Source organism: Paenibacillus mellifer (assembly GCF_023195895.1).
GTDB classification, from domain to species: Bacteria; Bacillota; Bacilli; order Paenibacillales; family Paenibacillaceae; genus Fontibacillus; species Fontibacillus mellifer.
This window is the reverse complement of the sequence record NZ_JALPRK010000004.1, coordinates 1-12,551: the sequence shown is the minus strand read 5'-3', so window position 1 is coordinate 12,551 and position 12,551 is coordinate 1. Positions and strand designations below refer to the sequence as shown.

10 protein-coding genes and 1 rRNA gene are annotated in these 12,551 nt (G+C 46.4%); 5 read left to right on the top strand and 6 right to left on the bottom strand.

Going from position 1 to position 12,551, the window contains the following annotated elements:
* The first annotated feature begins 29 nt into the window (after positions 1–29).
* The 5 genes from M0651_RS06025 to xerS all read left to right on the top strand — a co-directional run bounded on the left by M0651_RS06025 (position 30) and on the right by xerS (position 4,370).
* Entirely contained in the window at positions 30–746 is a 717-nt protein-coding gene (locus M0651_RS06025; RefSeq protein WP_248550943.1) for a response regulator transcription factor, read from the top strand.
* Positions 733–2,136: a sensor histidine kinase gene (locus M0651_RS06020; RefSeq protein WP_248550942.1), complete on the top strand. Its 1,404-nt coding sequence runs from the start codon at positions 733–735 to the stop codon at positions 2,134–2,136. The genes M0651_RS06025 and M0651_RS06020 overlap by 14 nt, the downstream gene beginning before the upstream one ends.
* 275 nt (positions 2,137–2,411) lie before the next feature.
* On the top strand, positions 2,412–2,654 hold the full coding sequence (locus M0651_RS06015) for an FAD/FMN-containing dehydrogenase (RefSeq protein WP_248551196.1): 243 nt from the start codon (positions 2,412–2,414) through the stop codon (positions 2,652–2,654).
* Between the two features lie 326 nt (positions 2,655–2,980).
* Complete coding sequence (locus M0651_RS24245; RefSeq protein ID WP_372490891.1) at positions 2,981–3,169, top strand: four-helix bundle copper-binding protein; 189 nt, start codon at positions 2,981–2,983, stop codon at positions 3,167–3,169.
* A gap of 130 nt (positions 3,170–3,299) precedes the next feature.
* On the top strand, positions 3,300–4,370 hold the full coding sequence (gene xerS, locus M0651_RS06010) for a tyrosine recombinase XerS (protein ID WP_248550941.1): 1,071 nt from the start codon (positions 3,300–3,302) through the stop codon (positions 4,368–4,370).
* A 548-nt stretch (positions 4,371–4,918) separates the two neighbouring features.
* Here the strand turns inward: xerS and M0651_RS06005 are convergent.
* From M0651_RS06005 to rrf, 6 genes are all read right to left on the bottom strand, one after another.
* Positions 4,919–6,868: an ATP-dependent DNA helicase gene (locus M0651_RS06005; RefSeq protein ID WP_248551195.1), complete on the bottom strand. Its 1,950-nt coding sequence runs from the start codon at positions 6,866–6,868 to the stop codon at positions 4,919–4,921.
* Between the two features lie 216 nt (positions 6,869–7,084).
* The gene (locus M0651_RS06000) at positions 7,085–7,987 is read right to left on the bottom strand and encodes an amidohydrolase family protein (RefSeq protein ID WP_248550940.1); all 903 of its coding nucleotides are present in this window, start codon (positions 7,985–7,987) and stop codon (positions 7,085–7,087) included.
* A gap of 90 nt (positions 7,988–8,077) precedes the next feature.
* Positions 8,078–8,392: a hypothetical protein gene (locus M0651_RS05995; protein WP_248550939.1), complete on the bottom strand. Its 315-nt coding sequence runs from the start codon at positions 8,390–8,392 to the stop codon at positions 8,078–8,080.
* Positions 8,393–8,658: 266 nt separating this feature from the next.
* Positions 8,659–10,917 (bottom strand): glycoside hydrolase family 3 N-terminal domain-containing protein, encoded by a 2,259-nt coding sequence (locus M0651_RS05990; RefSeq protein ID WP_248550938.1) that lies wholly within the window; start codon positions 10,915–10,917, stop codon positions 8,659–8,661.
* A 102-nt stretch (positions 10,918–11,019) separates the two neighbouring features.
* The gene (locus tag M0651_RS05985; RefSeq protein WP_248550937.1) at positions 11,020–11,925 is read right to left on the bottom strand and encodes a ChbG/HpnK family deacetylase; all 906 of its coding nucleotides are present in this window, start codon (positions 11,923–11,925) and stop codon (positions 11,020–11,022) included.
* Positions 11,926–12,338: 413 nt separating this feature from the next.
* Positions 12,339–12,455: ribosomal RNA gene (gene rrf, locus M0651_RS05980) — 5S ribosomal RNA — on the bottom strand.
* Between the last annotated feature and the right edge of the window lie 96 nt (positions 12,456–12,551).

The following is a 12,551-nucleotide window of genomic DNA, read 5'->3' as shown; positions in this document are numbered from 1 at the left end:
TAGAATCAACCGGTAAAGGCGGTGGCAGCGTGCCCAAACTACGGGTTCTTGTTGTAGACGATGAATGGAATATGCGCAATCTCTTGCGGATCTACTTAACGCGAGAAGGGTTTGAGGTCAAAGAAGCTACTAACGGAAACGAAGCCTTGGAAATAGCGGCTAACCATCATTTCGACGTTATTCTGCTGGATTTGATGCTGCCGGATATGGACGGGTGGCAAATCTGCAAAAAAATTCGGGAGAGAGATCATGTAGCCATTCTGATGCTTACCGCGCGTTCGGAGACAAAAGACAAAGTTTATGGGCTAGGCATTGGTGCGGATGATTATTTGACGAAGCCGTTTGAACCGGAGGAGTTACTTGCCCGTGTCTATTCTTTAATCCGCCGTTCGACGATTACACAATCCATTAAGCAGCCAGAGCCTGTTATCGAGTTCCCCCATTTGAGAATATTACCAGAGGGTAGAGAAGTATTCATTCATGATCATACTGTTGAATTCACACAGAAAGAGTTTGATTTATTCATCTCGCTCGCGAGGAGCGTACAACGTGCGTTCAGCCGCGAAGAGTTGGTAAATCTGATCTGGGGGACCGAATACGAGGGGGAAATTCGCGTCGTAGATACGCATATCAAGAATATCCGGGAGAAGACACAAAAGGCTGGACTCGGTTACAATCCGATCCAGACCGTATGGGGAGTAGGATATAAGTTCAACGGAGCGAGTTTGTCAAATGAAAAGGAATAAAATCGGCTTCAGGCTTGGTTTAATGATTCTCGCCGCTTTTGTTGTCGTGATTCTATCCTTAGGATTCACGATTGATCGAATGTTCACAAATTTCTATAACTCCGAAATGAGAACAGAGGTAGATGAACTCACGACTCACTTCACAGCGATGAGCCAATCGCCTGAGATGTTGTCCGAGGAGACTCTGCTCAAGTTTGCCGATTTTTCAAACGTCAGTATTCTGTTTGTTTCTGAACAAGGAGAGGTATTGGCAAATTCCGGGCTCTATGAAAAATCGGACCGAACTTTCATTAAATCCAAGGACTTGAGGCTTCTTTTTTCCGGAAAAGCGATAGAACTTGTACATGCCGATGCTAATGGAGAGCGTTACTTCGTGGCAGCGAGACCCGTATTGGATTCCACAGGCGTTAATATTAAAGCCGCGGTTTATGTCCTTTCTTCGACCCGGCATATGGACGAATCCATTTCGGCCGTTCGCAGCGTATTGATCCTGTCAGGCCTGGGTGCCTTTCTGTTGGCACTTGGAATCACCTGGATCATTGCCAAAATCCTATCCCGCCCGCTGCTACAAATGCAAGTGGCCACTCGGAACATTGCCGCAGGTAATCTAGAAACGCGATTAATGATTCAACGCGATGATGAGATTGGAGTATTGGCGGATTCGATCAACCATTTGGCCACCGAGCTTCAGCGGTATAGAGATACACGGCAGGAATTTTTCGCGAACATATCCCATGACCTTCGAACTCCGATCACCTACTTGGAAGGATATGCGCAAGTTCTCAAGAAAGGTCTCTATGAATCTGAGGAAGAGAAGGACCAATATCTAGGCATTATTCATGAAGAGGCGGTTCGTTTGCAGCACCTTGTTAATGATCTATTCGATTTGGCTAAGATGGAAGAAGGAAAAGTCAGCTTATCCCTGGAATGGATTGACTTAACGGAAATTGCGGACAACGTTGTTCAAAAGATTATGCTTAAAGCCTGTGAAAAGAAGTTAACTCTTCGTACTAAAATTATCACTCATGTTTCGCTCATTTACGGAGATGGTCTTAGGATGGAGCAAGTTCTTCTGAACCTGTTGGAAAATGCCGTGCGTTACACGGAGAAAGGCAGTATCACTCTAGAGTTGGATCAAAACAATACCTATGTTTACTTAGCAGTAGAGGATACGGGGATTGGAATTCCCGAGGACGAGATTCCATACATTTTTGAGCGCTTTTATCGAGTGGAGAAGTCCCGGTCGCGTCAGTATGGAGGGACAGGACTCGGTTTGCCCATCGCTAAAAAGTTGGTGGAGCTGCAAGGTGGAGAACTCCTGGTTTCGAGTAAATTGGGGCAAGGAACTAGATTTGAGCTCCGATTCGTACCAGGCTACCCGGGGGACTAATATGAAGAAGACGGATTGGTTTATCGTATTTCTGTTCGTGGCTATGGGACTGTCATGCTTAATCATATCGGCTTCCTCCTTCCGTGGTATACCCCTTGTTCAAATAGGGTTTTCGATTGGCCAAGCTTGCTTAACTATGATGGGAATAGCTGCGATTATGGGTATCATCTATTGGTTGACGCAAAGAAATAAACCTTGAAGCTGACCCTGAATAATCAAGGATTGATCTTTATAACTTCTTCACAATGTACAAATGAGTTCTTCATGCTTTGGTGATGGGAATTGGAACAGCAGCTGCATATGCGGCTACTTCCGATAACGGTACTGACGATAGCGGTAAAGCAAACAACTCAAGTACCTTTGAACAAATGTTGCCGTATGCGAAACAAATGCACCCGGACCTCTCTGAAGAACAAATTCGAGGGATGTATAATAGTTGCCATGGCAGCAACGGCAGCAACACCTCGACGGGGATGATGAACAACACGCAATGGAGCAACAGTATGATGAACTTCTAATACTTAAATAAAGGCAGGCCTCGCGAGTTGCGTGAGGTCTTGTCTTTTTTTTGAAAGGATTTCGTATGGAACAGACCAAAATATTAATTGTCGATGATGAACTACACCTTCTTCACGTCAACCAATCAAGATTAAATCGTCCTTTTAAGCTTATGTTCCATCTATTGGTCATCCCCAGAATGTTTTCTCTACAAATTGTAACCGAAAAATGTGTGTTTTCTTTGTAGAAACGATGTGATGTACGGTAACAATTGAAATTCTGAATATTAATCTGAAATTAATTCATAATATCCAATGGGTTAAAAAAGGAAGGAGGAAAGAATCAAATGTCTCATGAGCAGTTTCAACATTGCATCGATGAGTGTCTTCGCTGCATGGTGGCGTGTAATCATTGTTACACGTCGTGCCTTAATGAAGAAAATATCGGGATGATGAATGAATGTATTCGATTGGATCGGGAATGTGCGGAAGCATGTTTAAAATGTGCCGTAGCTTGCCGTAAAATGGCCGCATAGTGGATAGAAAGAAGAAGAGTAGGACTGATTAGATGCAAATGATACTCGGAAAATTTATTATTACGTAAAATAATAATTTGACGAAATTATATATATGAATTATTCTAGAATTAGGAGGTGTGCGTTCAGAATGGATAAAATCACGAAATCGCATTATATGAGCCGTATCGATGAGAAATTAACGGAATTGCCCTGGTACGTCGCTGAATACATAGATACACGCAAACGCAAGCTCTCGCACACGACGTTACTAAATTACTGCCATGATTATATTATCTTTTTTGATTGGCTTGTGGCCGAACGCTTCGCAGCTCCCACTCGTAAAGATGTTGAATTATCGATCCTCGAGAAATTGACTGTCCGGGAAATCGAAAGCTTCCTGACGTTCCTGGAATATCAATTAGGTAACTCGAAATTGACAATTAACCGGAAGTTATCTGCGCTTAAATCGTTATTCGATTATTTGCAAAATAAAGCGGAAACCGCAGAGCTCAAGCCGTATCTCGATCGTAATGTGATGGCCAAAATTGAATTTAATGCCCTGAAAGAAACCCAAGAAACGATCGCTAATCGGATTGAAGGCAAAATCCTGCGAGCGGATGACTTTGAACTGTTCAGACAGTTTGTGGCTTATGATTTCGGCGCACAAAACTGCGAGAACAAACGGTTATTTCAGTTTCACGAATTCAACCGCGAGCGCGATACAGCCATTGTTTCTTTGATCCTGGGGTCCGGATTGCGTTTATCGGAAGTTGCCGGGATCAACCTGGAAGATCTCGACATGAATAAAGGTCTAGTACGAGTCATTCGCAAAGGTAACAAGGAACAATACGTGTATTTTAGTGAGCAGGCGAAGTCGGATCTTGATAACTATTTGAAGATACGTGAAGCACGGTATAAACCAGAAAAATCAGAAACGTTCTTATTTATGGCTGCACCAATCGGTCGTAAAGGCAAAAGCCGGCGATTAACGCCAAGATCGATTGAAAAGCTAATCGAGAAATACGCAACTGCTTACGGTAAACCAGCGTTAACCGTACACTCGCTACGACATTCCTTCGCAACGCGTTACCATCAGGAGAACAACGACGTGCCACGCTTGAGGAATCAACTGGGCCATTCGTCAATTCAGACGACGATGATCTACACCCACTTAACGGATGAGGAAATGCGCAAAGCTGTTAATAATATGGATAAATAGAACATAAGCAAACAGACCGCCGAATAAATGCCCAAAGTAGGCTCTAGCGTCATTTCGATTATACATTTTCACAAAACCCGTATTTTGTACAAATGTCTGTAAATCAAAGTACTCCCTTATTTACCAAGGGTTTATATATGATGTTATGTGTTACATTATATAATCTGTTTTTTCCTTCTAAAAAAACGAAGTGCCTACCCGTGGAACGCCACCCTCGCCTTCGTTGCCGTTAGAAACAGGGTTGTTTTTTGAATGTCTCCCCCACGATCAATATACGATGACCATTTGGGGAAGACCTCTTTGAAGAACTCATTTCCTACGTGTCCGTTAAATCCGAGCTGTGCAGGACCAAATCGTCCTTGAGTACCGTAGTCATTGAAGTAACTTGCTGTTGATAAGACAAGCTTTTGCTTCTTTTTAACAGCATGGGATAACTATATCATAAAATACTCACACGGATCACCTCGGGTTTCACCTTCTGATTAGGTCTATTCTATCGTATACCTAAACCCTCAATCTAATGATATGAGGAGAATCCGAAACAACATTCAAAGTGACTTTAATTCAACACCTTTTGGGAGTACGGATATCACTTTATGCATCACCACAGGATTGGTTTGCAACTCTTCCCCCAGCAATACGATGATGCCGGAATCCTCCCGAGAACGGATCAGCCGGCCAATCCCCTGGCGAAGACGCAGAAGCATATACGGCAAGTCGACCTCTTGATAAGGGTCATTAACTGCTTTTCGTCGGGCATTAAATATAGGGTCAAACGGCGGAAACGGTAACGACCAAATGATCACATTCATGAGCGACGTTCCCGGTATATCAAGGCCCTCCCACAGACTGACCGCACACAACACGCTTTCCTCCTCCTGCTGGAATGCCGAAATCAGGTGGCTGATTTCTCCGTCACCTTCATAATAGAACGACATCCCGTCAAGCAGGGGCTCAGCCTTCACATGTTCCTTGAATTGACGCAACTCATTTCGGGTCCGGAACAGAATCAGCGCTCTACCACCGGTGTGATGGAGCATACGCACCACTTCTTTCATTTTGCCATCAAAACCTTCAGCCAGAGGCCATTGTGGTGCCATAACCTCCATCTGTTCCTGATACGCATATGGTGAATCGACCGAAAAGGACAGATAATGATCAATACCAAGACTGTCGGCGAGATAATGGAAAGAGCCCTCCACCGACATCGTTGCTGACGAGAATACAATGGGCATACGCAGCTGGAACACCTGTTTTTCAAGTATTTCCTTCACCGTGCCCGGCATGACCGTAAGCGTAAGCCCTTCCGGGCTGTTCTCCACCCAGCTGATGACCGTCGATTCCGAATGCTCGAACAGAAGGAGCGCTTGTTGCATCATCTCCATATGCTCCTCGACGATACGAAGCTGATAGTGATCCAACGTATAGAGTTCCCCTTCAAAAACGAGTTCCTCTTCAATCGCGGATATCAAACCTCGGAACCGGCTCACTTCGCTGAGCAGTGTCTCGGTCAAGACGATTTCTCTACGTTCAGACCCTGCAATGGCAAGGTTATATCGTCCAAACGCGTTAAACATCTCTTCGCTCTGTACAATGGCCTCATCAATCAATACAGCCAGGGATTCTCGGATCTCATTTTGCAAGAGGCGTGAAATTAATTGTTCAAAGGTCACATGCTTCATCTTATAGCCAAACGCCTTCATGGCAGCCGATTCCAACAAATGTCCCTCGTCGAACACGACGGAGGAATGCTCAGGCAGGAGCGGCAGTTGACCCTCCCGTTTGCGTCCATCGTAAGTCCATACATGCTCCAGATAATAATCATGCGAACAAATGATGATGTCGGCAGCTCGCCGGTAATGGTCCCTGGATAACGTCTGTCCACAACGGTGGCGGCGATCACAGGTGAAGCAGTCCTGGAAAGGATCCCAATTAACGGCATTCCATTGTTCGTCGGTAAGCTGCGGATAGTTTCTCCGGTCACCGTAAGCATGAAACGACTGCATTGGCGCAGAAGAATAAACGAAGCTGGGCAAACCTGTCATGATTTCTTCCCAATCAACATCCGTATTTGCTTGAGCTCTCGCCTGATCCAGCTTCTGGAGACACAAATATTGATCCGGCGATTTACCGAGCCGCGCATCAATGATCAAATCCAAATGTCTGGCTAGCTTGGCGATATCGCCTTCAGGTTTGACCAACTGCTCAATCAGGGACTCGTCCGCGCAGGTAATGACCGCTGGTTTGCGTGTATAGCGCGCGTAACATACCGCATAAAGAAGATAGACCAGTGTTTTCCCTGTACCTACTCCCGCTTCGGCGAAAATCGTTTGTTTGTCGGCAAATGCTTTCTCTAGTTGAAACGCCATATAAATCTGCTCATCCCGCACTTCAAAGCCGGCTGCAGGCAGCAGCTCATAAAATATGTCTGCTACCCAATCCGCTGCTTGCTGAATAAACGGGATGCCAGGGTTATAGGTAAAAGGGTACGGCTTCACGTTATCATATACCTCTGCTTTCTTGCGCGTATGGTTCAATCATGATCCTCGTTCACAAACGTTCTCTTCAAATAAATAAGCATTTCTACAGAATAAAACAATCTATTTAACTTTACAAGCTGCTTCCCGGTAATACAAGTTTTATTGTACAAATTTCTATTCAAGATCCGATTGTCCTTTGACCCCAAGACAAATAATCGAGCTCATCACTTCCCCCTACGCATCCACATCACGATAAACCACCAAAGCCACCACAACAAAGACCAGTGTCCAAATTATGAACACCCCTGTCCCCTGCAAGGGCGTTAGGCTATTCAACTCCTCTGAGGAAGGTGCCATATACATATAAGCTCCTGCTGTGTCCGGAAGAACATTTTTATACTTAAGCTGAGAATTTGCCACCAATGGACTGACAATGAAATAATAGCCAAGCAAGATCACTAAAGCTGGAGTGGTTCGTCTGAGTAAAGCACCTATAGCTGCACTGAGGAGTGTAGATAATGTTAGATAGCCTGTTGCACCTGCTAAGACTTCAATCAAGTCATCGATTTCAAACTCGACTGCGACGTCTCTCATTCGGATCCAAGTATATAGCACGCTTGATGCAACCATCAAAAACGCCGCGGGAATCGTGATTATGGCTACCGCTATATGCTTGGTGATGAATTGAGCCCCCGCCATGGCATAGCCGCTAAGGTCGTTCGAATCTGTCCCCCGTTGTACTCCGAACAAGTTGCCAAGATCCCAAGAATCATAAATCCCACTTGAAGATACCCCATAGAGGAAATCCCAAGAATCCGTGATCAGCAGAAAACGATCGGGAAACCGCTGAATGATTGGAATGAAATCGTCCAGACTGTTCGCGCTCTCGGGATTAAACGCGGTAAACCCCGCAAAGAAGTCAGCATACAAATTGGGATGCTTTTTCAGCAAATTTTCGACATTGTCAGGGGAGTTATAGGCGTTGATATGCGCAAAAATAAAAATCGTGTCCGGATAAGCCTCCAGCGCTTCCTCCAGTTTGTTGATCGGCTCCCCGTTCGTCGGATCGATATGGAGCAACACCGGTGCCATATATTCCGCACAAAGCTGATAAATATCCGGCAGAATGCCGTCCATCGGATGTTGGGTTTTCCAGGCCACATGGGCCAAGGCGGGTGAATACGATGAGGCAGCGGCGATTTCCCCGATACCGAAGTATCCCTTCTCCTAATTGTCCTTCACGGTTTGCAGCCCGGATTCCTCTAATAGATTCGCTCCAGAGAAAAACGGAATGATCCGCTCCGGATATTCCTCGTAGGCTCCCCAAGCGATGTTGTCCGTCTGGACGGCCGAAGGTTCGGAAACGTCTCCGAAAAGGACGACCCGGTCGACGCTGTTCTGCTCCCAGTTCGGGCGTTCATGATCATATTGAAACCGACTGGCATCGTGATTATGCGCATCCACAAGCTGCAAATCGCCGTATTCTGCGACAAGCTCCTCTAGGCTTTTCGTCGGATTCTCTGGCGGCGGGGTTTCGTTCATTTCGCTGACTGTCTCGTTGGGAGTTGCAAGAGTAGATTGAGTTTCCTTCGTATTCTGCGGTTTTGTGGATAATGGTTTATACAACAACAGGCTGATAACCACCACCCCCATAAGGATTATGGCCAGCGTATAAATCAGTGGTTTTTAGACATGCCTACTCCTCGTTATTTGCGACTTACCTAATCCATTTCCACATAATCCGACCTTTTCCTTCCCTGGTATAAAATAAAGCCGCGCTAAGCGCGGCTTATCCTTGATGCTTCTATTCATTTCGTACTCACGGGCAATCTCCCGTTGGCTTTCAACTGACCGAGCAGCACTTGGATCCCGGTATTGGTATTGGGCTCTTGCTTTCCGTAAACGGCAAGCCCAGACTTTATGTTCTGCACATAGATCATCTCGTACGGATTGCCAAGCGATAATAACGTGTACCGCGTATTTTGCTTGTTTAGGTCATTAATCATCGTCTGAACCTCGGACCAACCGAATTGACTAGCTACATTACGGAATTGATAGGAGGCCAAAATAACGTAATCCGCCTTCTCCGTCCTTTGACGGGTCTCTGATATTTTGCCTTTACCAAAGACGGCAATTTCTGTTGTTAGCGAAAGGTTGCTGCTGGCTTTCGCCAACTGTCGCTGAAGCTGCTCCGCCTGCTCCTGATCTGCTGCGGCAATAACGACCCGGTCTCCTGCTCGAATCGGATCCGGCTGGGCACCGTCACGGCTGGCCAAAACGGTAACCGCACGTTCCGCAATTTCTCTTTCCACCGCGCGGTGCGCTTCAGAGCCGATAGTTTTCAGTGCGCCTAACTTCTGCGTGAGGCTTGCTTTTTGATCAAACAACCCGTATTTCGATTTCAGCTCCAAGATACGCTTCACTGAATCGTGGATGGTTTCGGCCGGAATTGTTCCCTTCTTCACCGCTTGAATCAGCGATTGATGGGCCGCTGCCGGATCCTGCGGCATCAGGATGATATCGACACCGGCGTTGACGGCTCGTTCTACCGCTTGATTCTCCCCAAAATGCTCCGCGATCCCATTCATCGTGAATGCATCCGATATGATGATTCCTTGATAACCAAGCTCCTCCCGGAGCAGGCCGGTTAGCACCTTCTTCGATAAAGTCGCTGGAATCGGTACGCTGCTTCCGTCCTTAAGTGATGTCACATGTTCATTATCTACCGAAGGGAAGGCGATATGGGCGGTCATAATCATCTCCACTCCACCTTCGATTGCTGCTCGAAATGGCTTTAGTTCTACTGCATCGAGCCGATCTCGACTATGCTTCAGTACAGGTAATCCCAAATGCGAGTCAACCGTTGTATCTCCATGTCCCGGAAAATGCTTCACCGCCGCGATCACCCCGGATTGTCGCAGCCCTATGATCGTTGCAAGGCCAAGGCGCGATACCAAGTCCGCATCCGAGCTAAAAGAACGCATCCCGATGATGGGGTTATCCGGATTGCTGTTCACATCGAGCACCGGAGCAAAATTGACCTGTAGCCCCAGCGCCTTCAACTCCTCCCCCGTGAGCTTTCCGGCCGCTTCGGCCAGCGCCGCATCTCCGGTTGCGCCAAGCGCCATTTGACCCGGCAAATTCGTTCCCCCTGGGATACGCTTAATCACGCCTCCTTCTTGATCAATGCCGAGAAAGAGAGGAATGTCCCCAGCTTCTTGTTGCAGATCATGGGTGAGCTTTACGACCTGACGTGCGTCGATAATATTTTTATCAAAAAGAATAAGTCCTCCGAGGTCCTGATCGTGAATCCGCTCCTTTAATCCTTCGTTGACTGTTGTTGTCGCTTGACCATTCCATTGCCTGATGTCTGGCATTAGCATCTGACCGATTTGCTCGCTGACGGTCATATAAGAAATTAGCTTGTCCCAATCCTGCGCCGCGATAGCGGTTTGGCGTTCGAATCGAATCACCCGTGCTAGAAAGACGGAAAACTCCGCCCGCGTGACGGATCGATCCGGACGATACGTGCCATCTGGATATCCACCAAGGAGTCCGTTAGAGCTCATGACATTGATCGGCGCGGCGGCCCAATGATGTTGGACATCTGTTGAGTTTACAAGTTGCTTGCCACTCACAAGTGCATAGGCGCGAGTTAGAAAGGCAGCCGTCTCTGCGCGGCTCATCGCCGTATCGGGGTGGAATGTGCCGTCGGGAAATCCGCTGGCCAGTCCATTTTTCTCCGCAACGCTAATTTCACGATAAAAAGGATGTGTGGTTGGAACATCAGAATAGCTCGTGCGAACCGCTCCGGATTGCAGTTGCTCTGGATAAAGCTCACGCACCATAAAAGTCACGGCTTGCGCTCGAGTCACTGGCTTGTCTGGCGCAAAATTCCCATTCCCATATCCGGCAACAGTCCCCCTGTCAGCCATATAGTTTATGCTGTCTTCCGCCCACTTCACATGTTGGAGATCCGAAAACCGTTCGGCCGCAGCCGCACTTCCTGCTGAAATAAGAAAGGAGCCAAGAACAGCTCCCAAAATCATCATTCCTTTTGTTTTCATCTGTCTACCTCTCTAGTTGTCGATGTATAAAGTTAGACGCTTCTTCTCTATCGTTTGTTGCGCAAGCGTGCGGCATTAGGTGCTTAGTCGCCCCATAGTAGCTTAGGTCAAGCCGTTTCGCTGAAGATCACGAATGGCTTTCCAGGAGATGAACTTGATATTTTGCTGCTTAAATTGTGCTTTGATCTCCGGATCATTGTATAGCCGAACCTCCATTTCACGATTCTCATCATACGTCGTCAACTCTTTCAGTTCATTTGATAGATAAGCTGGATGGGTTGTTATTTGTGTAATGCCAGGCTTCAAATTATTAATCTGATTAATTAATTCTTGTTTGGCCCCGTCGTAGCCTTTTTCGCTCGAATAATGATAGTCCAGCCCGGCAAGATCGTTGATCAAACCAATACCTAGTTGATGGGCTAAATCTATTCGTTGGTTAAATATGTGTTTTTGGTGCGAGCTAAAGCTCGGATGCTCCAAGACCCGGATGGGGAAACAAAATGGGAGTGCGTACTTAACACACAACTCAAATATCACTTCTAAAAAGTCCCGTTGTTGATACAGGCCTAACACACTTCCTGCATGGCTGTCTACATGGGTGGGATCAATGCCTAAAGAAATCGCCTTCAGGATTTGAGCTTCAACTTCAAGCTTAACCTCAGCCGGATCTGCATTTTGCTCCAAATCGGATGCCAACTCATAAAAGTACCCTTGTCTATTAGTTAAACTGGGTACCTTATGTGGAGGAGCTATGGGTTTATAAGGACGACTTTTGTGACTGGTCATAGTAATATGGATCCCTACACTAAGTGATTGGGCCCTCGAACCTAGCAGTGCTGCATCTTGAGCGGCATCTGCCGGAAGCATCAGGGATGTTGAAGTAATGGCATGAGTTGAAAACATATGCATAATCGCTTGATTTGTAGATTGCGTCACCCCGAAATCATCTGCATTGATTATGACAACCCGTTCGGTTGGTTGAAAACCTAATTTTTGAATTGAAGTCATGTTTCCTTTCCTCCCACATTTCTTTTCCTTCGGAGCGATGGCTGACCTTGGCTACATTAGCATTGAAATAGTTGCACCAGTGCATCTATTTTTGCGTATATCCGGTTATTTAGGCTCAATAGCTGCAATAATGCATCTAATTTTGCGCATTGGGCCGGAATTCGCTTGAATCGCCGAAAATAAATGCACCGTGGTATTTCCCCAAAATCGGCGGATTCTCCGAAATTACTGCAGATTCGCAATTATTTAGTATAGGTCGCATCGGTCCAAGTGTATTTCCTGCAAAAGTGCAGGCTTTTACGCACCAAGCCCCCTATTCAGCAAATTGAGATTATAAACCTGCACTTTTGCAGGTTTTTACTCGGAAGCACAAAAAGAGCACCACCGGTTCAACGGTAGTGCTCTTTCTCTTTGCTTGGCGACGTCCTACTCTCCCAGGACCCTTCGGTCCAAGTACCATCGGCGCTGGAGGGCTTAACGGTCGTGTTCGGGATGGGTACGTGTGGAACCCCTCCGCCATCGCCACCAAACGGGTAAAAATATGTAACAGGAAACAGCATCGCCAAATGCCGTGAGCCTACTTCACTGAAATAACTACTTGAGTCACTTCAGATCCATGCTTGCTC

Coding starts and splice junctions, on each gene's coding strand:
- M0651_RS06020 (WP_248550942.1), top strand. CDS start 733: ATGAAAAGGAATAAAATCGGCTTCAGGCTTGGTTTAATGATTCTCGCC.
- M0651_RS06015 (WP_248551196.1), top strand. CDS start 2,412: ATGGGAATTGGAACAGCAGCTGCATATGCGGCTACTTCCGATAACGGT.
- M0651_RS24245 (WP_372490891.1), top strand. CDS start 2,981: ATGTCTCATGAGCAGTTTCAACATTGCATCGATGAGTGTCTTCGCTGC.
- xerS (WP_248550941.1), top strand. CDS start 3,300: ATGGATAAAATCACGAAATCGCATTATATGAGCCGTATCGATGAGAAA.
- M0651_RS06000 (WP_248550940.1), bottom strand. CDS start 7,987: ATGGACGGCATTCTGCCGGATATTTATCAGCTTTGTGCGGAATATATG.
- M0651_RS05995 (WP_248550939.1), bottom strand. CDS start 8,392: ATGAACGAAACCCCGCCGCCAGAGAATCCGACGAAAAGCCTAGAGGAG.
- M0651_RS05990 (WP_248550938.1), bottom strand. CDS start 10,917: ATGAAAACAAAAGGAATGATGATTTTGGGAGCTGTTCTTGGCTCCTTT.
- M0651_RS05985 (WP_248550937.1), bottom strand. CDS start 11,925: ATGACTTCAATTCAAAAATTAGGTTTTCAACCAACCGAACGGGTTGTC.